General features: G+C 42.8%; 21 protein-coding genes. 18 read left to right on the top strand and 3 right to left on the bottom strand.

What is annotated here, in order from left to right; all coding sequences use genetic code 11:
- The first annotated feature begins 171 nt into the window (after positions 1-171).
- From GMC92_RS09660 to GMC92_RS09605, 12 genes are all read left to right on the top strand, one after another.
- Positions 172-1452 (top strand): glycoside hydrolase family 125 protein, encoded by a 1281-nt coding sequence (locus GMC92_RS09660; protein ID WP_155200273.1) that lies wholly within the window; start codon positions 172-174, stop codon positions 1450-1452.
- A gap of 76 nt (positions 1453-1528) precedes the next feature.
- Complete coding sequence (locus GMC92_RS09655) at positions 1529-4174, top strand: alpha-mannosidase (protein WP_155200272.1); 2646 nt, start codon at positions 1529-1531, stop codon at positions 4172-4174.
- 90 nt (positions 4175-4264) lie between these two features.
- Positions 4265-5134 (top strand): ROK family protein, encoded by an 870-nt coding sequence (locus GMC92_RS09650; protein WP_023919683.1) that lies wholly within the window; start codon positions 4265-4267, stop codon positions 5132-5134.
- Positions 5128-7008, top strand: coding sequence for a beta-N-acetylhexosaminidase (locus GMC92_RS09645; protein ID WP_155200271.1), 1881 nt, complete (start codon positions 5128-5130; stop codon positions 7006-7008). Before GMC92_RS09650 ends, GMC92_RS09645 begins: the two co-directional genes overlap by 7 nt.
- 226 nt (positions 7009-7234) lie before the next feature.
- A complete protein-coding gene (locus GMC92_RS09640; protein ID WP_003009701.1) occupies positions 7235-8164 on the top strand; it encodes an ABC transporter permease in 930 nt (309 codons plus the stop codon).
- Positions 8165-8177: 13 nt separating this feature from the next.
- Complete coding sequence (locus tag GMC92_RS09635) at positions 8178-9110, top strand: carbohydrate ABC transporter permease (protein WP_070587891.1); 933 nt, start codon at positions 8178-8180, stop codon at positions 9108-9110.
- 79 nt (positions 9111-9189) lie between these two features.
- Positions 9190-10671 (top strand): ABC transporter substrate-binding protein, encoded by a 1482-nt coding sequence (locus tag GMC92_RS09630; protein WP_155200270.1) that lies wholly within the window; start codon positions 9190-9192, stop codon positions 10669-10671.
- Positions 10672-10842: 171 nt separating this feature from the next.
- Entirely contained in the window at positions 10843-11454 is a 612-nt protein-coding gene (locus tag GMC92_RS09625) for a YesL family protein (protein ID WP_049472892.1), read from the top strand.
- 2 nt (positions 11455-11456) lie between these two features.
- Positions 11457-13103: a sensor histidine kinase gene (locus GMC92_RS09620; protein ID WP_155200269.1), complete on the top strand. Its 1647-nt coding sequence runs from the start codon at positions 11457-11459 to the stop codon at positions 13101-13103.
- Between the two features lie 10 nt (positions 13104-13113).
- Entirely contained in the window at positions 13114-14418 is a 1305-nt protein-coding gene (locus GMC92_RS09615) for a response regulator transcription factor (protein WP_155200268.1), read from the top strand.
- 197 nt (positions 14419-14615) lie between these two features.
- Positions 14616-15209 (top strand): TetR/AcrR family transcriptional regulator, encoded by a 594-nt coding sequence (locus GMC92_RS09610; RefSeq protein WP_049503230.1) that lies wholly within the window; start codon positions 14616-14618, stop codon positions 15207-15209.
- Positions 15209-15772, top strand: coding sequence for an NAD(P)H-dependent oxidoreductase (locus GMC92_RS09605; RefSeq protein ID WP_155168041.1), 564 nt, complete (start codon positions 15209-15211; stop codon positions 15770-15772). The genes GMC92_RS09610 and GMC92_RS09605 overlap by 1 nt, the downstream gene beginning before the upstream one ends.
- Before the next feature lie 84 nt (positions 15773-15856).
- Here the strand turns inward: GMC92_RS09605 and GMC92_RS09600 are convergent, their stop codons facing one another.
- Both GMC92_RS09600 and GMC92_RS09595 read right to left on the bottom strand, forming a co-directional pair.
- Positions 15857-16711 (bottom strand): putative RNA methyltransferase, encoded by an 855-nt coding sequence (locus tag GMC92_RS09600; RefSeq protein WP_155199245.1) that lies wholly within the window; start codon positions 16709-16711, stop codon positions 15857-15859.
- A 107-nt stretch (positions 16712-16818) separates the two neighbouring features.
- Positions 16819-17136: a YciI family protein gene (locus tag GMC92_RS09595; protein WP_155200267.1), complete on the bottom strand. Its 318-nt coding sequence runs from the start codon at positions 17134-17136 to the stop codon at positions 16819-16821.
- Positions 17137-17223: 87 nt separating this feature from the next.
- Here GMC92_RS09595 and GMC92_RS09590 point away from each other — a divergent pair, with 87 nt between their 5' ends.
- The 5 genes from GMC92_RS09590 to GMC92_RS09570 all read left to right on the top strand — a co-directional run bounded on the left by GMC92_RS09590 (position 17224) and on the right by GMC92_RS09570 (position 20271).
- Entirely contained in the window at positions 17224-17541 is a 318-nt protein-coding gene (locus GMC92_RS09590) for a winged helix-turn-helix transcriptional regulator (RefSeq protein ID WP_150905136.1), read from the top strand.
- A 124-nt stretch (positions 17542-17665) separates the two neighbouring features.
- A complete protein-coding gene (locus GMC92_RS09585; protein WP_155200266.1) occupies positions 17666-18532 on the top strand; it encodes an ABC transporter ATP-binding protein in 867 nt (288 codons plus the stop codon).
- Positions 18532-19374 (top strand): ABC transporter permease, encoded by an 843-nt coding sequence (locus GMC92_RS09580; protein ID WP_150905138.1) that lies wholly within the window; start codon positions 18532-18534, stop codon positions 19372-19374. Before GMC92_RS09585 ends, GMC92_RS09580 begins: the two co-directional genes overlap by 1 nt.
- 18 nt (positions 19375-19392) lie before the next feature.
- The gene (locus GMC92_RS09575) at positions 19393-19848 is read left to right on the top strand and encodes a LytTR family DNA-binding domain-containing protein (protein WP_049523750.1); all 456 of its coding nucleotides are present in this window, start codon (positions 19393-19395) and stop codon (positions 19846-19848) included.
- A 9-nt stretch (positions 19849-19857) separates the two neighbouring features.
- Positions 19858-20271 (top strand): DUF3021 domain-containing protein, encoded by a 414-nt coding sequence (locus tag GMC92_RS09570; protein ID WP_049472884.1) that lies wholly within the window; start codon positions 19858-19860, stop codon positions 20269-20271.
- Between the two features lie 62 nt (positions 20272-20333).
- On the opposite strand, the gene tyrS is transcribed toward GMC92_RS09570, so the two are convergent.
- A complete protein-coding gene (tyrS, locus tag GMC92_RS09565) occupies positions 20334-21590 on the bottom strand; it encodes a tyrosine--tRNA ligase (RefSeq protein ID WP_003004779.1) in 1257 nt (418 codons plus the stop codon).
- Positions 21591-21772: 182 nt separating this feature from the next.
- On the opposite strand from tyrS, the gene pbp1b reads away from it, so the two are divergent.
- Positions 21773-24229 (top strand): penicillin-binding protein PBP1B, encoded by a 2457-nt coding sequence (gene pbp1b / locus GMC92_RS09560; protein WP_338324059.1) that lies wholly within the window; start codon positions 21773-21775, stop codon positions 24227-24229.
- The last annotated feature ends 82 nt before the right edge of the window (positions 24230-24311 follow it).

The following is a 24311-nucleotide window of genomic DNA, read 5'->3' as shown; positions in this document are numbered from 1 at the left end:
CTTGGAACACGCGCTGGTATTTTCTTCATTGTATCAAAGTGTTGTCAAATATGATAGCGTTTTTATCAAATGGAAAATTTAGTAGAAAAAGGGCTATAGTTTGCGTATGTATTTCCCTTTTGAAATCTTTTATACTGAATAGGAAAGAATCGATACGTGTGAGGAAAATAAATGACCTATTCAAAAGAAATTGTGCGAGAATGGTTGGATCAAGTGGCTGAGCGAGCTAAGGAGTACCCTGAGTGGGTGGATGTCTTTGAACGTTGTTATACAGACACTTTGGACAATACAGTTGAAATTTTAGAAGATGGCTCAACCTTTGTGTTAACAGGGGACATCCCAGCTATGTGGTTGCGTGACTCAACGGCTCAATTGAGGCCTTATCTTCATGTGGCTAAACGAGATCCCCAATTGCGTCAGACCATTGCTGGTTTGGTCAAACGCCAGATGACCTTGATCCTCAAGGATCCCTATGCCAACTCTTTCAATATTGAGGAGAACTGGAAAGGCCATCACGAGACTGATCACACCGATTTGAATGGCTGGATTTGGGAACGCAAGTATGAAGTAGATTCGCTGTGCTACCCCTTGCAGTTGGCTTATCTTCTGTGGAAAGAAACTGGTGAGACTAGCCAATTTGATGAAACATTTATCACAGCGACTAAGGAAATTCTTCATCTCTGGACAGTGGAACAAGACCACAAAAATTCCCCTTATCGCTTTGTTCGGGATACAGATCGTAAGGAAGACACGCTGGTAAATGACGGATTTGGTCCTGACTTTGCTGTGACAGGGATGACCTGGTCAGCCTTTCGTCCAAGTGATGACTGCTGTCAGTATAGTTACTTGATTCCGTCCAATATGTTTGCAGTGGTTGTCTTGGGTTATGTGCAAGAAATCTTCGCAACATTGAATCTAGCCGATAGCGAGAGCATCATTGCAGATGCCAAACGCCTGCAAGCGGAGATTCAAGAAGGGATAGAAAACTACGCCTACACGACTAACAGCAAGGGCGAGAAGATCTATGCTTTTGAAGTAGACGGTTTGGGAAATGCTAGTATCATGGATGATCCAAACGTGCCAAGCTTGTTGGCAGCTCCTTATCTGGGATATTGCGCCATTGACGATGAGGTCTACCAAGCTACTCGTCGGACGATTTTGAGCCCTGAAAATCCTTACTTCTATGAAGGGAAGTATGCTAGTGGGCTCGGAAGTTCTCATACCTTTTATCGCTATATCTGGCCGATTGCTTTATCCATTCAAGGATTGACAACAAATGATAAAGCTGAGAAAAAACATTTGCTGGACCAGTTGGTTGCCTGCGATGGAGGCACGGGCGTCATGCACGAAAGTTTCCATGTAGATGATCCAACCAAATACTCGCGTGAATGGTTCTCTTGGGCCAACATGATGTTCTGTGAATTGGTCTTGGATTACTTGGATATTCGCTAATGAGCTGTCGCTTAACAGATTCTGGGAAAGAATCAAAAATATATTTTTAAATTTAAGTTAGAATGAGGTTTTACTCATGGAAAATGTTGTTGTACATATCATCTCTCACAGCCACTGGGATCGTGAGTGGTATTTACCTTTTGAAAGTCACCGCATGCAATTGGTGGAACTCTTTGACAATCTCTTTGATCTTTTTGAAAATGACCCTGAATTCAAAAGTTTCCACTTGGATGGACAAACCATTGTCCTTGACGACTATTTAGAAATTCGCCCTGAAAACCGTGACAAGGTGCAGCGCTATATCGACGAGGGCAAGCTCAAGATTGGTCCCTTCTACATCTTGCAGGATGATTACTTGATCTCCAGCGAAGCCAATGTCCGCAATACCTTGATCGGACAGGCTGAATGCGCTAAATGGGGCAAATCTACGCAGATTGGCTACTTCCCAGATACCTTTGGAAATATGGGACAAGCTCCTCAACTCCTTCAAAAATCAGGGATTCACGTAGCAGCCTTTGGGCGTGGGGTCAAACCAATCGGATTTGACAACCAAGTTCTTGGAGATGAGCATTTTACTTCTCAATTTTCTGAAATGTACTGGCAAGGTGCAGATGGTAGCCGTGTACTGGGCATTCTCTTTGCCAACTGGTACAGTAATGGGAATGAAATTCCAGTGGATAAAGATGAAGCTTTGGCTTTCTGGAAACAAAAATTGGCAGATGTTCGTGACTATGCATCGACCAACCAATGGTTGATGATGAATGGTTGTGACCACCAACCGGTTCAACGAAATTTGAGTGAAGCCATTCGTGTGGCCAATGAGCTTTTCCCTGACGTGACCTTTATTCACAGTTCCTTTGATGACTACGTGCAAGCAGTGGAAAGTGCACTTCCTGAACAATTATCAACGGTTACGGGGGAATTGACCAGTCAGGAAACCGATGGTTGGTACACACTGGCAAATACGTCTTCTTCTCGGATTTATCTCAAGCAAGCCTTCCAAGAAAACAGCAACTTACTCGAGCAAGTGGTGGAACCTTTGACCATCATTACTGGTGGGCACAACCACAAGGATCAATTGACCTATGCCTGGAAGACACTCTTACAAAATGCGCCACACGATAGTATTTGTGGATGTAGCATAGATGATGTTCACCGTGAAATGGAAGTTCGTTTTGCCAAGGTCAACCAAGTTGGAAACTTTGTCAAGACCAACCTTCTCAACGAATGGAAGGGTAAACTAGCAACTCAAAAAGCCCAGAGTGAGCACCTCTTTACGGTCATCAACACTGGCTTGCACAATAAGGTGGACACCGTCAGCACGATTGTCGATGTAGCGGTTTGTCCATTTAAGGAATTGCATCCGACAGAGGGCTTCAAGAAAATGGCCGCTTTGACCTTGCCAGACTACCACGTAGAAGATTTAGATGGGCATCTTGTAGAAGCAGAGATTGAGGACTTGGGAGCAAGCTTTGGCTATACCCTGCCTAAGGATAAATTCCGTCAACCTTATATCGCGCGTCAAGTGCGCGTGACGGTTCCGGTTCACCTAGCGCCTCTTTCTTGGACCACCTTCCAGCTCTTGGAAGGCAAAGCACCTCATCATGATGGTCTTTTCCAAAATGGGGTGATTGATACGCCATTTGTAACCCTTAGTATCGATGATGGCTTGACCCTCTATGATAAAACGACCAATGAGGCTTATGAGGATTTCCTTCGTTTTGAAGATCGTGGTGATATCGGTAATGAATATATCTACTTCCAACCAAAAGGAACAGAGCCGATCTATGCGGAGTTAACAGCTTATGAGGTCTTGGAAAACAATGCTCGCTATGCCAAAATCTTGCTCAAGCATGACTTGACGATCCCGGTTAGCGCGGATGAACAATTGGATGCGGAGCAAAGAGGCATTATCGAGTTTATGAACCGCAAGGCAAGTCGCTCAGAAGAGATGACAACCATCCCTCTTGAAACGGAGATGACCATCTTTGTGGATGACCCGCAAATTCGCTTCAAGACACGCTTTACCAATACTGCTAAGGATCACCGCATTCGTCTCTTGGTCAAAACTCATAACACTCGTCCAAGCAATGACTCGGAAAGCATTTATGAGGTGGTCACACGGCCAAATAAACCGGCTGCTTCTTGGGAAAATCCTGAAAATCCTCAACACCAGCAAGCTTTCGTCAGCTTGTATGATGACGTCAAAGGGGTAACAGTGGCCAATAAAGGATTGCATGAATACGAAATCCTTGGAGACGATACGATAGCTGTAACACTTCTCCGTGCTTCCGGTGAACTTGGTGACTGGGGCTATTTCCCAACACCAGAAGCACAATGCTTACGGGACTTTGAGGTTGAATATGCAGTAGAATGCCATCAAGCTCAGGGACGCTTCTCTGCTTATCGCCGAGCTAAAGCTTTGCAGACACCGATGACCAGCCTTCAAGTTGAAAAACAAGAAGGAAGTGTAGCAGCATCTGGTAGCTTACTCAAGCATACAGCCTTGACACATCCTCAGGTTTGTCCAACAGCCTTTAAGGTAGCAGAAAATGAAGAAGGTTACATCCTTCGCTATTACAATATGAGCCAAGAAAATGTGCGCGTGTCAGAAGGACAACAAACGGTTGTCGATCTTCTTGAACAACCGTATCCGGTCCATACAGGTTTATTGGCACCGCAAGAAATCCGGACAGAATGGATTAAAAAAGAAGAAGTCTAGCTGGTTGCAGCTGAAGAAACAATAAAAGGAAAGGAGGAGCGAAAAAGTAAGAACCAACTGCTGACTCGCTCCTTTTTACAGGTAAAAGCAATGACCATTGCAACGATTGATATCGGAGGGACTGGGATTAAGTTTGCTAGTCTCACTCCGGATGGAAAGATTTTAGATAAGGCCAGCACCCCAACGCCAAAAACTCTAGAAGATTTGTTGGCTTGGTTGGACCAGCGATTGTCAGAACGTGACTACCGTGGGATTGCTATGAGTGTGCCAGGGGCTGTTAACCAAGAAACAGGGGTAATTGAAGGGATCAGTGCCATTCCTTACATCCATGGTTTTTCATGGTATGAGGCCCTTTCTCATCACAAGCTACCTGTCCATCTAGAAAATGATGCCAACTGTGTTGGACTGAGTGAATTGCTGGCGCATCCTGAGATTGAAAATGCAGCCTGTGTCGTGATTGGTACAGGGATCGGTGGCGCCATGATCATCAATGGCAAGCTTCACCGTGGTCGTCATGGCTTGGGCGGTGAGTTTGGCTACATGACAACCATCGAACCTGCAGAAAAGCTCAATAACTGGTCACAACTAGCATCAACAGGAAATATGGTGCGCTATGTCATTGAAAAATCTGGTCAGTCTGACTGGGATGGCCGTAAGGTGTACCAAGAGGCGGCAGCAGGCAATGCCCTTTGCCAAGAAGCTATTGAGCGCATGAATCGCAACCTAGCCCAAGGACTGCTCAATATCCAGTATCTCATCGACCCAGATGTCATTAGCCTGGGTGGCTCTATTAGTCAGAATCCAGATTTTATCAGAGGGGTTCAAAAAGCAGTAGATACTTTTGTGGACAGATATGAAGAATATACAATTGCTCCAGTGATTCAAGCTTGCACCTATCAGGCAGATGCCAATCTCTACGGTGCCCTTGTCAACTGGTTACAGGAGGAAAACCAATGGTAAGTTTTACAGGACTTAGTCCCAAACAAACCCAAGCTATCGAAGTATTAAACAATCACATCTCCCTACCAGATGTAGAGGTGGCGGTCGCTCAGTCTGACCAAGCTTCTATCTCTATCAAGGGTGAGAATGGGCATTATCAACTGACCTACCGCAAACCTCATCAACTCTACCGTGCCTTGTCTGTGCTAGCAACAGCTTTGGCAGAAGGGGATAAGGTCGAGATTGAGGAGCATGCGGCTTATGAAGATTTAGCCTATATGGCGGACTGTTCGCGCAATGCCGTGCTTAATGTCGCATCAGCCAAACAGATGATTGAAGTTCTAGCTCTCATGGGCTACTCAACCTTTGAGCTTTATATGGAGGACACCTATCAGGTTGAAGGTCATCCTTACTTTGGTTATTTCCGTGGAGCTTATGCTGCTGAAGAGTTACAAGAAATTGAAGCCTACGCCCAGCAGTTTGACATGACCTTTGTCCCATGCATTCAGACCTTGGCCCACTTGTCAGCCTTTGTCAAATGGGGTGTCAAAGAAGTGCAGGAACTCCGCGATGTAGAGGACATTCTCCTTATCGGTGAAGAAAAAGTTTATGACCTGATTGATGGCATGTTTGCGACGCTATCTAAACTACAAACGCGCAAGGTCAATATCGGGATGGACGAAGCCCACCTGGTTGGTTTGGGTCGTTATCTTATCTTGAACGGTATTGTGGACCGGAGTCTCCTTATGTGCCAACACTTGGAGCGCGTGCTGGATATTGCAGATAAGTATGGTTTCCACTGCCAGATGTGGAGCGATATGTTCTTCAAGCTTATGTCAGCAGATGGCCAGTACGATCGTGAGGTGGACATTCCAGAAGAAACACGAGTTTATCTAGACCGTCTCAAAGACCGTGTGACCTTGGTTTACTGGGATTATTATCAGGATAGCGAGGAAAAATACAATCGTAACTTCCGTAATCACCACAAGATTAGCCAAGATATCGCCTTTGCTGGTGGGGCTTGGAAGTGGATTGGCTTCACACCCCACAACCATTTCAGTCGTCTCATCGCTCTTGAAGCCAATAAAGCTTGCCGTGCCAACCAGATCAAGGAAGTCATTGTGACGGGCTGGGGGGACAATGGTGGGGAAACAGCCCAGTTCTCGATCCTACCGAGCTTACAAATCTGGGCGGAACTCAGCTACCGCAATGATTTAGAGCGTCTATCTGCCCACTTCAAGACCAATACAGGCCTATCCGTTGAGGACTTCATGCAGCTGGATCTGGCCAACCTCTTGCCTGATCTACCAGATAATCTCAGCGGGATTAATCCTAACCGCTACGTATTTTATCAGGATGTTCTTTGCCCAATTCTGGACAAGCACATGACACCTGAACAGGACAAGCCCCACTTTGCCAAGGCAGCTGAGATTCTTTCTGACATCAAAGAAAAAGCGGGTGTTTACGCCTATCTCTTTGAAACCCAGGCACAGTTGAATGCCATTTTAAGTAGTAAAGTGGATGTAGGCCGACGCATTCGGGAAGCTTATCAAGCAGGTGATAAAAAAAGCTTGCAACAAATTGCTAGAGAAGAATTGCCAAAACTCAGAAGCCAGATTGAAACCTTCCATGACCTCTTTAGCCACCAATGGCTGAAAGAAAACAAGGTCTTTGGCTTGGATACCGTAGACATCCGGATGGGTGGACTCTTGCAACGGATCAAGCGAGCTGAAAGTCGGATTGAAAACTACCTAGCAGGCGAAATCTCTCGTATCGATGAACTAGAAGTAGAGATCTTGCCATTCAACGATTTCTACGGGGATCAGGACTTCGCAGCCACAACGGCTAACCAGTGGCATACTATTGCGACGGCTTCGACCATTTATACAACGTAAAAAATGCCAAGTTGGATGACAGAAGTCTCATCCACAGTGGCTAGGAGTAGAAGAGGAGCTGTCTTTACGACCACCCTTTTCTACTCTTTTTTAAAGCTATGTCATAAATTTGTAGAATTTTTTCTATAATTAGGAGTTTGAAAATGTAAATGGGCTATCTTATAATAGGTGATGTAAACGCTACCAAAGCAAATAAACACGCTCAAGGCTCAAAGGGGGGAGTTAAATGAAAAAGTTTGTAAGGACTCTGAGAGAAAATTTCATTTTTCTTTTAATGGTCTTACCTGGTGCAGCGTGGTTAATCTTATTCTTCTATATTCCGGTTTTTGGGAATATCGTAGCATTTAAGGACTATCATATTACGGGAGAGGGCTTCATTGACAGTGTCATGAAGAGTAAGTGGGTTGGCTTTGACAACTTCAAGTTCCTCTTTAGTTCCAAAGATGCCTACATTATTACAAGAAACACGGTATTGTACAACTTAGGATTCATCTTCTTAGGATTGATTGTTTCCGTTGGGATCGCCATCATCTTTAGTGAGTTGAGATCAAAAAGAGTGGTCAAGGTGCTTCAAACCTCCATGCTCTTCCCATACTTCCTATCATGGGTTATCATCAGCTTCTTCACCGATGCCTTCCTTAACGTGGACAAAGGATTGGTCAACCACATCTTAACTTCATTTGGTATGAAAGCCATCAATTTCTACTCGGAATTGTGGATCTGGCCAGCGCTTCTCCTCTTCTTAGGAATCTGGAAAGGCTTTGGTTATAGTAGTGTCATGTACTATGCAACCATCATGGGAATTGACCCAACTTACTATGAAGCAGCGACTGTGGATGGTGCGTCTAAGTGGCAACGCATTCGCAACATCACCATTCCTCAGTTGTCTTCCTTGATTACGGTTTTGACTATTCTTGCAGTCGGAAATATCTTCCGCGCAGATTTCGGTCTTTTCTACCAAATCCCGCATAATGCTGGAGCGCTCTATAGTGTGACCAACGTTATTGATGTTTATGTCTACAACGGTTTGACCAAGTCAGGGGATATCGGGATGACAGCAGCAGCCGGTCTTTACCAATCGGTAGTCGGTTTGGTTCTTGTTTTAATCTCAAATATCATTGCCCGTCGCATTGATAAGAATGCCGCTCTCTTCTAGAAAGGAGGATCGTATGAAAAAATCAACCATTCAAAAAGAAAAAATTGATAATGTCGGGATCCATTCTTTCAGTAAGAAGAGCAACTTCTTCTTTACCTTGTTGTTGACCTTAGTCGGATTGACCTGTGTACTTCCCTTCATCTTCGTTGTCATGATCTCTTTGACAGACGAACAAAGTTTGGCAGTCCATGGATTCCAATTCTGGCCGGCAAAATTTGGATTTGATGGTTACCTTTTCTTGGTACAGTTCAAAGACAAAATCTTGCAAGCCCTCTTCATTACCTTGTTTGTGACCATTGTGGGGACAGCATGTAATGTCTTTATCACAACAACCTATGCTTATGCGATCTCACGGAGTACCTTTAAATACCGCAAGTTCTTTACCGTATTTTCACTCCTTAGTATGCTCTTTAGTGCAGGGTTGGTACCGGGCTATATTGTCACCACTCAACTCTTGCAATTGGGTGATACCATCGGGGCTTTGATTATCCCAATGTTGCTTAGCCCATTCAACATCATCTTGATGCGGACCTTCTTTAAACGGACCATTCCAGAAGCCATTCTTGAATCCGCTCGGATCGATGGGGCAAGTGAAACACGGATTTTCTTCCAAATTTGCTTGCCACTCTCTCTACCAGGGATTGCGACTATTAGTCTCTTCACCGCTTTAGGATTCTGGAACGACTGGTTCAACGCCCTTCTCTATATTAAGAGTGACAACCTTTACCCATTGCAATACCTCTTGATGCAAATCCAAAACAATATGGATTACATCGCTAAAAATGTCGGGGTATCCGGCCAATTGGCAGGAGCTGTACAATCCATCCCACGGGAAACAGGACGTATGGCCATGGTGGTTGTGGCAACAGTGCCAATCGCCATTCTCTATCCATTCTTCCAACGCTACTTTGTAAAAGGCTTGACCATCGGTGGTGTGAAAGAATAACATCGTTCATTGAAAATCAGCAAGATTTTCAACTCATAACTTAGTCTAAAAAGAAAATAACATAAAGGAGATTTTTCTTATGAAAAATTGGAAAAAATACGCGTTAGCATCTGCTAGTGTCATTGCTCTTGGAGCTACTCTTGCTGCTTGTGGAAACCTTACAGGTAACAACAAGAAATCTGCAACAACTGAAGATGGTAAACCAATCATCAAGATGTACCAAATCGGGGATAAACCTGATAACTTGGATGTTCTTCTTAAAAATGCCAACAAGATCATTGAAAAGAAAGTTGGCGCAAAATTGGATATTCAATATCTTGGTTGGGGTGACTACGCACAAAAAATGAACGTTATCATCTCATCTGGTGAAAACTATGATATTGCCTTTGCTAATAACTATGTTATCAACGCTCAAAAAGGTGCTTATGCTGACTTGACAGAATTGTACAAGAAAGAAGGGAAAGACCTTTACAAAGCACTTGACCCAGCTTACATCAAAGGGAACACTGTAAACGGCAAGATCTATGCTGTTCCAGTAGCAGCTAACGTTGCATCTTCTCAAAACTTTGCCTTCAACGGACCACTTGTTGAAAAATATGGTATCGATGTCTCAAACGTGAAAGACTATGCTTCTCTTGAACCAGTCTTGAAAGCCATCAAAGAAAAAGATCCAAACGTTGTTCCATTTGCCATGAACAAGAGCTACGGTGGACCTTCAGATGACTTCGACTATGTGGCTGTTGATGGACTTCCATTCGTTGTTGACTTGAAAGGTGACACTACGAAGATCGTTGACCGTTACACAATCCCTCGTTATGTAGAAAACTTGAAGACTCTTCACAAATACTACGAAGCAGGATACATTCCAAAAGACGTAGCAACAAGCGATACTGGTTATGACCTTTCTCAAGATACTTGGTTGGTTCGTGAAGAAACAGTAGGACCAGCTGACTACGGTAACAGCTTGCTTTCTCGTGTAGCAAACCGTAAGATCGACATCAAACCATTTACTGAACTGTACAAGAAGAACAATACTACTCAAGTAGCTAACTTTGTTATCTCAAACAACTCTAAGAACAAAGAAAAAGCAATGGAAGTGTTGAACCTCTTGAACACTGATCCAGAACTCTTGAACGGTCTTGTTTATGGACCAGAAGGCAAGAACTGGGAAAAAGTTGCCGGCAAAGAAAACCGTGTCAAAGTCTTGGATGGCTACAACGGAAACACTCACATGTCTGGATGGAACACTGGTAACAACTGGATTCTTTACATCAACGAAAACGTAACAGATGAACAAATTGCACAATCTAAGAAAGACTTGGAAACTGCAAAAGAATCTCCAGCACTTGGTTTCATCTTTAACACAGATAAAGTGAAATCAGAAATCACTGCTCTTACAAATACTTTGAACCAATTCGCAGGTGCGATCAATACTGGTACTGTGGATCCTGAAGTAGAAGTTCCTAAGATGCTTGAAAAATTGAAATCAGAAGGTGCTTACCAAAAAGTGCTTGACGAAATGCAAAAACAATACGACGAATTCCTTGCTTCTAAAAAATAAGAAACAGGTCGTGTGAAAAGGCTTTGGGGCTGTCTCCAAGGCCTTTTTAAGTTTTTATGAAAATGAATCCTGGAAATGAAAATCAATATTTCAATTCACTAATGCAAATATGAGGAAAGCGTTTTATTTTTATGATATAATAGAATAACTAATTGGGAAAGAGGCTGAATGATGGGAAAAATCATCGAGTTCATTTTTACGAGAGTCTATGTTGCCATGCTGGTAACAGGGATTTTTTGGGTCTTGACGATCTGTGGGGGCATTCTTCTAGGAGTAGGACCAGCCAGTGCCACTATCATGAGCCTCTATGCGGAAAATGGCATGAACTACAAAGACTACCATTGGTCACGCGCTTGGGAACTCTTCAAAGAAAATCTGGTTCCGGCTAATCAAGTCTTTTACACCTTCTTTGCCATTGAAGGAATCCTCCTCTATGGCATGTACCTCATGGTCCAGATTCCTCACTTGAATTTCTTCCAAATTTTGGTTCTCTTGTTTAATTTGGTTTTCCTCTTGGTTGCGCCTCTAGCTTATGCCGTTTATTTGAAATTGCAAGTGCATTTTGCTCTCTCTTATGCCAACAGTATCAAGCTCAGTTTGATCGGAATGTTGCTGGACATTCGTCCGGTTCTGAAGCTCATCCTTGGAACCGCGCTACTTGGCGTCATTAGCTACTACATGCCAGCCCTTCTCTTTTTTGTCTTGATCGGCGTCTGGCATTTCTTTGTCAATGATATCTTTGACCCTGTTTATCAAAACATCCACGAAAAATTGGTATCCTAACGATGAAAAAAATCTGGTTAAGTACGCTTTTAAAATTCTACGCCTATGTCATGGTGGTCATTTTGACCATTATGGGTCTCGTCGTAGCGGGGATCTCTTGGAAAAACCAGCAAGCTGAAGCCGATCGGATCGCCCAACGGGTCTTGACTGAAGTCGTGACGGATCTTGAGACCTCTTATCAGCGGGTCACACAAGAAGGGCGTAGTCTCGTTGAAAACCCTGCAAAATTAGAAGGGGTTTATCGCTATTTTACCTTGTCACCATCGGAGTATGAGACTTGGCGATTGAATGCCCAGTTCCCTTCTTATATCCAATTGTCCCTACATAAGAATATTGACAGTCTCTATTTGAGCAATAAAAACATCGAGGGTATCGATGTCACCTTGTCTGATTACAAGACGGTATTTATCTCTACCCGGCAATCACAGGGAGGCAAGCAAGTCTCAGCGGACCATTACAAGGCTCCTGCGACAGCCATTCCGGTTCCTTTGACAGATCCGACTACGGGTGCTGGAGTTGGGATCGCTTATATGACGCTGGACCAGGAAATTTTGACGGCAGCGATTGATAATGCCAGAGGCGATCTTCCGGTCGCTGTGCGGATCTTCACCCCTTTTGGAAAAGAGATGTACCATGAAGGGGATAAGGGGCAATCAAAAGATGTTAAATGGCAAACTCGCAGCACGATCTATGGCTACAAGGTGGATGTAGCTGTTTCTGAAAGTTATCTGGTCAAAAAGGGTCTAGCCAACCTGACCACTTTTCTCTCCATTGCTTTCTTGATTTTCTTGATCCTTTACTTATTAATGCGGCAAATTTTCAAAAATTACAGGCGTCAAGTCCTCGATTTGGTTGATACCATGGAGCAGATCAGTCAAGGCGATAGCGAACGACGGATTGATACCTCAACCAAGGACCAAGAACTGCTGGTTATTGGTAATATGATTAATACCATGTTAGACAATATGGATAAGAATATTCGAGATATCTACCAGCTGCAGCTCAGCCAAAAAGATGCCAATATGCGGGCACTACAAGCCCAGATTAATCCCCATTTCATGTACAATACGCTGGAATTTATCCGGATGTACGCCGTCATGCAAGAGCAGGATGAATTGGGTGATATTATTTATGAGTTTAGTAGTCTCTTGCGCAATAATATCTCAGATGAGCGAGTGACGACAGTTGAAAATGAGCTCGAATTTTGTCGCAAATACAGCTACCTCTGCATGGTGCGTTATCCAAAATCGATTGCCTATGGCTTTAAGATCGATCCAGGTTTGGAAAAGATGAAGATTCCCAAATTCACCATCCAGCCTTTGGTCGAGAACTATTTTGCACATGGAGTGGATCACAAACGCAAGGACAATGTGATTAGTGTCAAAGTCTTGCAAGGAGAAGGGCAAGTCATGATCCTAGTTACTGATAATGGGCGCGGGATGGAAGAAGAACAGCTAGAAAAAATTCAAGAGATACTAGCCAATCGTAATCCTCGCTCAGAAATCGAAGAAAAGAGTGGCCGGCAGTCCATCGGAATTGTCAATGTCCATGAACGCATGCTACTCTATTTTGGAGATCGCTACCATATCCAAGTCTTCTCCCAACCTCACCATGGAGTGACCTATACGATAACCATTCAAGATGAATAAAGGAGACAGAATGTACAAAGTCTTATTAGTAGACGATGAGTATATGATTACAGAAGGGTTAAAAAAATTAATCCCCTTTGACCACTGGAATATGGAAGTGGTCGCAACTGCAGAAGATGCCGACCAGGCCCTTGATTATGTGCGAGAACATCCAGTGGATGTGGTGATCACGGATGTCAATATGCCTGGAAAGACCGGACTTCAGATGATTGCAGAGATGAAGGATTTGATTCCAGATGCTGCTTTTATCATTATGTCAGGCTATCAGGATTTTGAATATGTCAAGACAGCCCTCAATTTGCGCGTGGCAGACTACCTGCTCAAACCGGTCAATAAGGTGGAGATGGGCAATATCCTAGAAAAAATCCAGCACCAAATCCAGCAACCAAGCCAAGAGTTGGCCAACCGCTTGATTCACGATGATATCTCAGAGGAAGAGTTTTGTCAGTATATCGCAGGACGAAACTCACTGTGGATTGGGGTTGCTAAGGAGAAAAAAGGCTTTATCAGCTCGTCTTACCAAGTTCTCGGGCAAAATCTTCAACTCTTTATCTCAGATCAAGAAGAAGAAGCCATGATTGAGAAGGTCTTTGAGCCTCCTTATAAGGAGCACTTTCGTCAATTTAAGGACCTAGTAGAGCGGAGCCTCTTTTATGGGGCGACCCCTCTCAATCAAGATGAAGAGGTCTTCCATTACTACGAGCCGGCCTACCGGGTGATCATGCAAGGAAATATCCAACAGATCTTAGAAGAACTGGACTGGTTGGAAAAAATGATCCTTGAGAAGACACCTAAGGTTTCGCTGACCAAGCAACTCTTTATCCAATTTTTGATGGATGTCTTTCATTTGTTTGAATACCTGCAAGGAGATGATTTGGCCGATGTGGTCAAGAAAGTCCAAGAAGCTGCTACCTTTAGCGAGATGATTAGCTTCATCCAGGAAGAGTTGTCCCGTTTCTTATCCCACTATCGGATGAATGAAAATGTAGCGAGTGTCCTCCAAGTGATTAGCCGTGATTACCAAAAAGAGCTGTCACTCAAGGACATCAGTCAGGCTCTCTTTATCAATCCAGTCTATTTAGGCCAATTGATTAAACGAGAAACCAATGCAACGTTCGCAGAACTCCTCAACAAACAGCGGATTAAGGCTGCCCAGCAGCTCCTCTTATCGACCAATGACAGCATTGAAGATATCTGCTATAAAGTCGGTTACAGTAATGTAGGCTATTTCTACAAGGTTTTCCGTAAACTCTGTGGAAAATCGCCTAAAACCTATCGCTTACAAGTTATGACAGAGCAAGCAGAAGATGAGTAAAAGGCTGAGACGATTTGTCTCAGCCTTTTGATTGAAGACAACGTCTTCTTAGAAACTTTCCTTAGGTGAGTACATAACAGAAGGTCAGAGACTATGAAGCTAACTTTTGAGTATTTTTTTATTTGACAAATATAAGTAGACAGTGTATACTTTATAAAAAGTAGACGACGTATACTTTGATAAGGAAAGGTGGTCAAATGAAACGGAATACGGAAGAACTGAAAGAAAAGTTAATTTCGGTCGGCATTGAAGAAATCAGAACTAACGGGATTGACCGGATGTCTATGCGTACAATAGCTCAAAAATGTGGGGTGACTCATGGAGCTCCCTATAAGCATTTTGGAAGTAAAGATAGATATATTCAAGTTGTTATGGAACACTTATCAATGTTCTTTTTGAAAAATATGATACTTGGAATTGATACTTCCATAGATGCAAGAACTCAACTAACTCTGATGGGCTGTAACTTTGTAAGGTTTGCCCAAGAGGAAACCTATCTATTTGAAGCATTATTTATCAAATTTCCATATAACTATATGGAGTTATCCCAGGAAACTATTTCAGTCAACTCCTCTTTACCAGGATTTGAACATTTTAAGTCGGTAGCGTTAAGACTTAAAGATGAGGAAAATCTTTCTAGTGGTGACGCAGAAATTTTGATCCATTTTTGGAGTTTTATTGCTGGTTTGGCTCTATTGGTAAGGAGTCCTGTTGGAGAAAGCTTTAAAGAAAATGATGTTCAAAAGACCGTCAGAACGATGCTTGATATTTATATAAAAGGAGACAGCTGATGAATGTTTTAATAATCTATTCACATCCGAATGAAACAAGTTATAATGCATCAATCCTACAAACTGTGCAAAAACATTTAGCACCATATCATAGAGTTAAAATAGTAGACTTATATAAAGAAAACTTTGATCCGGTTTTACGTTTTGATGAAAGGCATAAAAGGAGAGATTTACAGCATAATGAAGACATGAAACCGTATAGAGATTTATTGAGTTGGGCGGATCAGTTGATTTTTATTTTCCCTACTTGGTGGAGTGGAATGCCAGCTATTTTAAAAGGTTTTATTGATCGTGTTTTTGTTGCAGGTTTTGCTTATCAGAATGGACCTCGAGGTCCGGTGGGGCAACTAGATGGAAAAGCGTGGATCATTACGACGCATAATACGCCAAAAATTTTTCTTCCTTTTTCTCAAGACTACGCAAAGGTTCTAAAATCCCAAATCTTGAAACCCTGTGGTATTAAACCGGTTAAAGTGACACAAGTTACACGAGTGGAATATATGAGTGATCGTCAACGGAAAGAAGAACTCGAAAAAATCGCACAAATAGCAAAAAGAATTTAAAAAGTGCTTTACAAGTCATGACAGAGCATGCAGAAGATGAGTAAAAGGCTGAGACGATTTGTCTCAGCCTTTTTACTTTTCATTTTACGTTCTTTGTATCTTGATTTTCCCAACCAATATTTGGGCCTCAATGGTGATTTCTGTGAGTTGGGTCCAGTCGATTTTTTCTTGGTCTACGTGAAATAGAAGAGGGGTCATGGCGAGGAGCGCCTGGCGTTCTTCAGGAGTTAAACTCTTGGTGAGGCTGACCGTTTCGGATGAGAGGATCTGGCAGTGGTCTTCAAAATGCTCCAAAATTTCCTGGTTGGAGTAAGATTGCTTGGTCAATTGATCTTGGGCCAACTGACGAATTTCTTTTAGATGAGAAGAGGTTGGGACGACCTTAATGATCACCCCTTCTGTCTTTAAGACACGTTCAAATTCAGCGTAATTAGCCGGGGAGAAGATGTCCAAAATGACCTCCATACTCTTAGATTGAATGGGTAAATGAGCCAAATCTCCTACAAACCAATTGACCTTCCAGCTAGCATCACTCTTGGCAGCTAGTTGTACGGATTCCTTTGAAAGATCAAATGCATAGAAAGTAGCCTTGGGATAGGCTTCTTGTAGCTTTCGGGAGTAATAACCTTCTCCGCAACCGATATCTAGAATTCTGGCATCACTGGTCGGAATTTTTTGTCCGATCGCTGTTAGAATCGGCTCATAAAACCCTGCTTCTAAGATCAGCTGGCGATTCTGAAAATTTTCTTTGTCATAGTCCTTTGATTGCTTGATCTGGGGAGCCAGGTTGACATAGCCAAATTTCGCCAAATCAAAAGAATGGCCCTTGGGACATTTAAAACTGGTCCCCACAAGTTCTAGGTCCAATTGACAGATGGGACAGGCAAAGGCAGTGGCTGTTTGAAATCGTTGTAATTTTGGTTTGATCGGTGTATTCATATTAGTAGTGTAACAAAAGAGCCTCTAGATAGCAACCGATGCTGTAATGGGACTAAGTCACACTTTTTTAACGGTTCTACGCGGTATTGAATGGACCTTGAGTCTCTTTATTTAATTTCCTCATTTTCGTCCAATGGATCGCTGAGGAGGGTTTTCAATTCTAGACAATACTTACTTGCTTCAAATTCAATGATCTCATATTGAGCAATCTCATTTTGATAGAATGGATCGTGTGCAATGATTTCTTGGACAACATCTTTATTTTTTGCTCTCATGAGAATGATACCGCCAGTTCTTGGATTTTTTCTTCCAGATGCGATAAAAAGACCTTTTGTATAATACTGATTTAAAAAATCTATGTGTTTTTCTAAGTGTTTTTCAACTTCATCAAGGGGCTTGATATAGGTAAGGTTTACAATAAACATAAGTGACTCCTTTAAAATAAATGATAAATAGATTATAATACTTTACAAACTACCTGAATAGTAGGCACATTTTTGTAAGGAGAAAAAATGTTAACAAATAAAAATTGGAACTGTAGTATGTCTCGAGTCTTAGATGTGGTTGGTGGGAAATGGAGGATGAATATATTATGGGTTATAAACAAGCATAAGAGAGTTCGTTTCAATCAATTGAGAAGAGAAGTTGAAGGGATAACAACTATCAGTTTGACACGTGGCTTAGACGTTTTAATAGAGAACCAATTGGTTGAGAAATATGATTTTGAAACGATGCCACTCCATACAGAATATGAGCTGACAGAAAAAGGCAAATCACTGATGCCGATTTTAAAGGACTTGAATCAATGGGGAAAAGAATGGTTGCAATGAATTTTTCCCTCATTTTAATCTCTTCTATCTCGCCACTCATCTCTTCATTTTAACCACTTATCCCCAAAAGCCGTTTTTTAAACGGCTTTTTTGCTAGACTGGTTCTATCAAAAGGAGAGAGAACATGATATTACAAGCTAAAAACATCAGTAAACGATATGGAAATCATTTAGCCGTAAACAATATTCATTTACAGTTTGAAAAGGGAACCTTTAATGCGATTCTAGGACCAAATGGGGCGGGGAAATCAACAACGATTTCCATGTTGATTGGTTTGAAACAACCAACGCAAGGTGAAATCATCTATGAACCAGGTACGAAAATTGGTGTGGTCTTCCAGACTAGTGTCTTAGATGAGATGCTAACGGTTAGGGAAAATCTGACCATTCGTGCGAAACAGTATAAAGGCTTAAAACCTGATCGTGTGTCTGATCTTATTGATCAGCTAGGCCTATCAGCTTTCCAAAAGCAGAAATACGGGACGCTTTCAGGTGGTCAAAAGCGTCGGGTTGACATTGCGCGTGCTCTACTACACAGTCCAGACCTTTTGTTCTTAGATGAGCCAACGACAGGTTTAGACATTCAAACCCGGAAGTCCATTTGGGATTTGCTCTATCAATTGCAGAGAGAAGAGGGAATGACCGTTGTATTGACCACGCATTATCTTGACGAAGCAGATGAAGCTGATCAAATTTATATTGTAGACCATGGGGAAGTGATTGCTCAAGGATCGGCACTAGATATTAAGAGCCAGTATGCAAAAAATATCTTGAAGATTCGTTTCAAGGAGATGCAGCAGATAGAAAGTCTCAAATCTTCGGGAATGTCAGTAGAGCAACAAAGTCAATTGGAGTATATTTTTCAACCCAAGAGTGAAAGGGAAGCCATTGATTATCTGGCGCAAGTTAGAGATAATCTAGCCCATTTTGAGTTTCGTCCAGGGACCATGGATGATGCCTTTATTGCACTTACAGGAAGGGAGGTCCGCTAATGCTAGCCGTACTAAAGCGAAATTTTTTATTGTATTTTAGGAATCGTTCAGGAGTTTTCTTCTCCCTGTTGGGAGCCTTGATTTCCTTTGTTCTCTATATTATTTTTCTTCAAAAAAATCTGACAGATGCTTGGGCTCAGCTCCCAAATAGTGGTCCTGTGTTAAATAATTGGTTAATGAGTGGGACGCTGGCTGTGACAGGGATTACGACAAGTCTGGCTGCCCTGACTCAGTTAGTAAAGGACCGTGAACATCAAGTAGATCAGGATCTTTATTTATCGGATCAAGGAAAGTGGCGGTTACCATTTTCGTATCTAACGAGCGCAATCATCATCTCTTTTTTCATGCAAGTCCTTATGTATGTGCTGATGTGTGGCTATTTTAGAGAAGCTCCAGCACTATCTTTATTACCTGAAGTACTCCTCATCATGCTGTTTAGTAGCCTGCTTTCTAGTTTAGTGAATGCCATTTTTGTTTATTTTTTCCAATCCGTAGACAGTCTTGGAAAGTTTGCGACCATAGTGGGTACAGCTTCCGGTTTTTTGGTAGGGACTTATGTACCTTTAGGTGTTCTACCTGATTTTGCACAACTACTAATGAAATGTACTCCAGCAACTTATATTGCTGCACTTTATCGACAAGTACTCATGAAAGAAGCAGTGAGCGAAACCTTTAAGGGGCGAGATGATCTTCTTCGAGATTTTCAAGAAAAAATGGGCGTTCAGCTCAAATGGCAAGCTTTATTGACAAAGGAACAAACATACCTTATAGTGTTAGGAGGTATTCTTCTAGCTTTGGGGATTTGGATTTCCTTGGCAAAAAGATCGAGTAAAAGAAAGTAAGTGAGAATTGGAGTAGGAATGAAGATTCGTTTTGAGGAAAAACAGGATATCGCAGAAAGCAACCCCTGTGTGGTCATTCAAGCCAAGCAATTATCTGATCAAGCACGAGAGGTGATGGACTATCTCGAACAATTTTCGACAGTGAATCAAGTAGTGATTCCTATCAAAACAGATGATCATTTGATTATGGTGAAAATTGATGACATTATTCTAGCCGAGATTGATAAGAATCAGCTAACCATTTATACGACAGACAAAACGTTCACCGTCAGAGATACTTTGACAAATTTTCAACATCGGATTAATCGTCGTAATTTTTTACAGATATCACGCCACGCGGTGATGAATATCGACCATTTAGAATCGCTATCGGATAGTTTTTCAGGCAATATGATGGCTAAACTGACACGCGGAGTGAAATCAAGTGTCAGTCGGAAATATGTCAAATCCTTGATGGATTATTTAGGGGTATAGGAGAAAGTGATGAAACGAGTTATAGCTTATTTTGTATCTGGTATGAGGACAGGATCCTTCTTTTATTTGTGTTTGGTGTTATTATCCCATATCTATCCCAACATCGTCTATCCCGCTGTGAATGTACGCAACATCCTAGCGATCTTTTTAATGAGTGGAACAATGGGAGTTTTGACGTTCATTCTTGAGGAAGAAGAGTTTTTGACCTATAGTTTGCGTGTGGTCCTGCATTTAGTTGTGACAGCTACCATCTTAGCATTGACCTACTTATTTTTTGGCTGGGGGGCAGCCTTACGGAGCCCGATTCCTTGGTTGATCTTTCTAGCCATTTACGGCCTGATCTGGCTTTACCAGATTTGGCAACTCCATAAAAAAACTCAACGAATCAACCAAGCATTGTTGTATCGCAGAAAAGGGAAATAGTCCCAGAAAAAAGTGTATAAGAAAACCACGAAGTTTCGTATTAACTTCGTGGTTTTACTTTCTTAATAAGTCAAAACAAAGTATTTTTTCTTACCGCGGCGGATAACGGTCAATTCATTTTCTAATTTATCGCTATCGCTCAAGACATAGTCAAGGTCTTGAATGCGTTCGCCGTTGACGTAGATAGCTCCGTTTTGAACATCTTCGCGGGCTTGGCGTTTAGAATTTACCACACCAGCTGTGACCAAGAGTTCAACAATGTTGAGGTTGTCTTCTGCTTGGACCTGGTAGTTTGGCACACCACGAAGGCCTTGTTTGAGTTCTTTTACAGAAAGGTTTTTGATGTTTCCTGCAAAGAGTTGTTCGGTGATGTTGAGGGCTTCCTTGTAGGCTTCTTCGCCGTGGACGAGGGTAACCACTTCACGCGCCAAGATCTTTTGAGCCAAGCGTTCATGAGGAGCGGCCTCAAACTGTTTGCGGATCTCTTCAATCTCATCAAGTGACAAGAAAGTGAAGATCTTCAAGAAACGCACAGCATCCGCATCCATCACATTCATCCAGAATTGATACATTTCGTATGGAGATGTTTTGTCTGCATTGAGCCAGACCGCATTACCTTCTGATTTACCGAATTTCTTACCAGTTGCATCTGTGATCAAAGGCACAGTCATAACATGACCAGTTTTATCTGCTTTACGACGCATCAACTCAGTACCGGCTGTCATGTTTCCCCATTGGTCAGATCCACCGATTTGAAGGGTTACATTGTGTTCTTGGTTGAGGACGTAGAAGTCATAGCCTTGCATGATTTGGTAGGCAAACTCTGTGTAAGAAATCCCTGTTTCAATCCGTTTTTTAACAGATTCTTTACTCATCATAGCATTGACCGTAAAGTATTTTCCGACATCACGAAGGAAGTCAATAAAGCTAATGCTTCCAAACCAATCGTAGTTGTTGACCATTTCGGCTTTATTGTCACCATTTTCAAAATCGAGGAAACGAGACAATTGCCCTTGAATGGAGCGAACCCATTCTTGTACAGTTTCTTTTGTTTGGAGACTACGTTCAGCATCTTTGAAGGACGGATCACCAATGAGACCAGTCGCACCGCCAACGAGCGCATAAGGTTTGTGGCCTGCTAGTTGAAGGCGACGGCTCGTCAAGATGGCAACCAAGTGACCAAGGTGAAGGCTGTCAGCAGTTGGATCATAACCAGTATAATAAGAAACCTGACCTTCTTCCAGTGCTTTGCGTAAGGCTTCTTCATCCGTCGTTTGAAATACCAAACCACGCTCTTTTAGCTCATCAAAAATGTGCATGTGTCTTTTCTCCTTTATAAGTTTATTCATTTCTCTATTCTACCATAAACCACGGAAATGGCAATGGTTTCCATCATTTTCTTGTCCTTACCCAGGAAGAATGAGTGACGATTTCTACGCTCTTGTGATTGAAAACAAAGGGCCTAATCTGCTATAATATAGGGAACAAGGAGAAAGAATCAGTGAATCAATTAAAAGAGAAGCTGCAAGAGTTTTGGAAGAAAGTCCAAAAATTCTTTGCAAAGATGTATACAGAAACTCCGAATAAGGAAAAAAATGAGGAAAGTAGCTGGTCTGTCGGCGATATTTTTGCGACATTTTTGAGGACCCTCAAACTCTTGTGGGATGTCATGATCGCCCTGTTCGTGTGCCTCTTTTTATTTGGTGCAGGGATCGGGATTGGTTATGCGGCGAGCCTCTTTAGCAATGTCAAGGTTCCAAAGACAGAAGAATTGGTCCAGCAGGTCCGCAACGTCAGCAGTGTTTCAAAACTGACTTATTCCGATAAGAGCTTGATTGCAGAAGTGGACAGTGATTTGATCCGCACGCCAGTCGCAGGAGACGCCATTTCAGATAATGTCAAGAAGGCTGTGATCGCTACTGAGGATGAGAATTTTGAAAGCCACAAGGGGGTTGTACCTAAAGCCGTTCTTCGGGCAACACTTGGATCCGTAGCCGGTGTGGGTTCCTCTAGTGGGGGATCAACTCTGACCCAGCAGTTGATCAAACAGCAAGTCGTGGGAGACGCTCCAACCTTTACTCGTAAGGCGACAGAGATTGTTGATGCCCTAGCTTTAGAGCGGGGAATGGATAAAAATGAAATCCTAACCACCTACTTAAATGTTTCGCCTTTTGGACGAAATAATCGAGGACAAAATATTGCAGGTGTGGAAGCTGCAGCTCAAGGGATCTTTGGCGTCTCTGCAAAAGACTTGTCTGTTCCACAAGCGGCCTTTATCGCTGGCTTGCCACAAAGTCCGATTGTCTACTCTCCTTATGCTGCAGACGGTAGCCTAAAGAGCAAGGAGAACCTCGAGTTAGGTCTGGCGCGTGCCAAAGACGTTTTGTTCAATATGTACCGGACGGGAACCTTGTCGAAAAAAGACTACGAGACCTATGCTCAGTACGACTTGACCAAAGACTTCATCGCTCCAGATGGCATCGAGAAAACACCGCATGACTACCTCTACTTCCAAGCCATGGCAGAAGCCAAAGAAGCCATGTATGATTACTTGATCAAGCGAGACAATGTCACCAAGCAAGACTTGAAAAATAATGAAACCGTCAAGGCTTACCAAGAATTAGCTGAGAGCGAATTGCGCGAAGGTGGCTACACCATCCAAACCACGATCAACAAACCGGTTCACAATGCGATGCAGGCCGCGGTAGCGAATTTTGGAAGCGTCTTGGATGATGGGACGGGTCTTGTAGAAGTTGGGAATGTCCTTATGGACAACCGAACGGGTGCCGTTTTAGGATTTATCGGTGGACGGAATTTTGACGGCAACCAAAACAACCATGCCTTTGATACAGAGCGTTCCCCAGGGTCTACAATCAAACCACTGTTGGCCTATGGGATTGCCATCGACCAAGGCTTGATGGGAAGCAATAGCATCCTTTCTAACTACCCGACTAATTTCTCAAGTGGGGAGCCGATCATGCACGTGGATAGCCGAGGGACAGCCATGATGGATCTCCGTGAGGCCCTCAATACCTCATGGAATATTCCAGCTTACTGGACTTACCGGACTCTTCGTGAAAAAGGTGTGGATGTCCCATCCTACATGAAGAAAATGGGCTATGATATCCCTGAATATGGCATTGAGAGTCTGCCGATGGGGGGAGGAATTGAGGTCACTGTTGCCCAACATACCAATGGTTTCCAAACCATTGCTAACAATGGGAACTACCTCAAACGCTACATGGTAGAGCAAATCATTGATCGAGATGGAGATGTGGTATACAAGCACGAGGCAGATCCTGTTCGTGTTTACTCTCCAGCAACGGCAACGATTATGCAGGATCTCTTGCGCGGGGTTATTACGTCTGGTGCAACAACGACCTTTAAGTCACGGATTAGCCAAGTCAACCCAACGCTGGCAGGTGCAGACTGGATTGGAAAAACCGGTACCACTAACTCAAATGGAGATATGTGGTTGATGCTGTCCACCCCTAATGTTTCTTTAGGAGGTTGGATCGGTCATGACAACAATGCTTCCATGCAGACCTTGACTGGATACAACAACAATGCCCAATACATGGCGCAGTTGGCGAATGCAATCTACCAAGCAGATCCAAGTCTCTTTGGGATTCAGGATAAATTCACTCTCGATAAGAGTGTGATCCGCTCTGAAGTGCTCAAATCGACTGGTGAAAGACCGGGCCGCGTCAATGTCAATGGTCGGGATATCGATGTGAGCGGTCAAATGGTGACGAGCCTTTGGGCCAAAAACGGAGCGCCAACCACTCAATACCGCTTTGCCATCGGGGGATCGGATAGCGATTATCAAAGTGCTTGGGCAGCCATTCTCGGTAATTCCAGTGGAAATCAGTCGAATAATAAGAACAATTCGACAACCAATAGTTCATCCAGCAATAGTTCAAATCGAAACAGCTCAAATCGTGGCAATCGACACTAGTCTGATCCAGTAGAAAACCTGGAGAAAGCCTTGATTTTTGGAGCAAAAAACGGTATAATAGTGATAACTAATTTGTCGTGTG

The sequence above is a fragment of the Streptococcus parasanguinis genome (genome assembly GCF_009717775.1).
Classification (GTDB): Bacteria; Bacillota; Bacilli; order Lactobacillales; family Streptococcaceae; genus Streptococcus; species Streptococcus parasanguinis_AG.
This window is presented reverse-complemented; position numbering and strand designations above follow the sequence as displayed.

Excerpts from the sequence above, each read along its gene's own strand:
- GMC92_RS09645 (WP_155200271.1), top strand. The coding sequence starts at position 5,128 with ATGGTAAGTTTTACAGGACTTAGTCCCAAACAAACCCAAGCTATCGAA.
- GMC92_RS09630 (WP_155200270.1), top strand. The coding sequence starts at position 9,190 with ATGAAAAATTGGAAAAAATACGCGTTAGCATCTGCTAGTGTCATTGCT.
- GMC92_RS09655 (WP_155200272.1), top strand. The coding sequence starts at position 1,529 with ATGGAAAATGTTGTTGTACATATCATCTCTCACAGCCACTGGGATCGT.
- GMC92_RS09615 (WP_155200268.1), top strand. The coding sequence starts at position 13,114 with ATGTACAAAGTCTTATTAGTAGACGATGAGTATATGATTACAGAAGGG.
- GMC92_RS09625 (WP_049472892.1), top strand. The coding sequence starts at position 10,843 with ATGGGAAAAATCATCGAGTTCATTTTTACGAGAGTCTATGTTGCCATG.
- GMC92_RS09575 (WP_049523750.1), top strand. The coding sequence starts at position 19,393 with ATGAAGATTCGTTTTGAGGAAAAACAGGATATCGCAGAAAGCAACCCC.
- GMC92_RS09600 (WP_155199245.1), bottom strand. The coding sequence starts at position 16,711 with ATGAATACACCGATCAAACCAAAATTACAACGATTTCAAACAGCCACT.
- GMC92_RS09620 (WP_155200269.1), top strand. The coding sequence starts at position 11,457 with ATGAAAAAAATCTGGTTAAGTACGCTTTTAAAATTCTACGCCTATGTC.
- tyrS (WP_003004779.1), bottom strand. The coding sequence starts at position 21,590 with ATGCACATTTTTGATGAGCTAAAAGAGCGTGGTTTGGTATTTCAAACG.
- GMC92_RS09605 (WP_155168041.1), top strand. The coding sequence starts at position 15,209 with ATGAATGTTTTAATAATCTATTCACATCCGAATGAAACAAGTTATAAT.
- GMC92_RS09570 (WP_049472884.1), top strand. The coding sequence starts at position 19,858 with ATGAAACGAGTTATAGCTTATTTTGTATCTGGTATGAGGACAGGATCC.
- GMC92_RS09580 (WP_150905138.1), top strand. The coding sequence starts at position 18,532 with ATGCTAGCCGTACTAAAGCGAAATTTTTTATTGTATTTTAGGAATCGT.
- GMC92_RS09640 (WP_003009701.1), top strand. The coding sequence starts at position 7,235 with ATGAAAAAGTTTGTAAGGACTCTGAGAGAAAATTTCATTTTTCTTTTA.
- GMC92_RS09660 (WP_155200273.1), top strand. The coding sequence starts at position 172 with ATGACCTATTCAAAAGAAATTGTGCGAGAATGGTTGGATCAAGTGGCT.
- GMC92_RS09595 (WP_155200267.1), bottom strand. The coding sequence starts at position 17,136 with ATGTTTATTGTAAACCTTACCTATATCAAGCCCCTTGATGAAGTTGAA.
- GMC92_RS09590 (WP_150905136.1), top strand. The coding sequence starts at position 17,224 with ATGTTAACAAATAAAAATTGGAACTGTAGTATGTCTCGAGTCTTAGAT.
- GMC92_RS09610 (WP_049503230.1), top strand. The coding sequence starts at position 14,616 with ATGAAACGGAATACGGAAGAACTGAAAGAAAAGTTAATTTCGGTCGGC.
- GMC92_RS09650 (WP_023919683.1), top strand. The coding sequence starts at position 4,265 with ATGACCATTGCAACGATTGATATCGGAGGGACTGGGATTAAGTTTGCT.
- GMC92_RS09585 (WP_155200266.1), top strand. The coding sequence starts at position 17,666 with ATGATATTACAAGCTAAAAACATCAGTAAACGATATGGAAATCATTTA.
- GMC92_RS09635 (WP_070587891.1), top strand. The coding sequence starts at position 8,178 with ATGAAAAAATCAACCATTCAAAAAGAAAAAATTGATAATGTCGGGATC.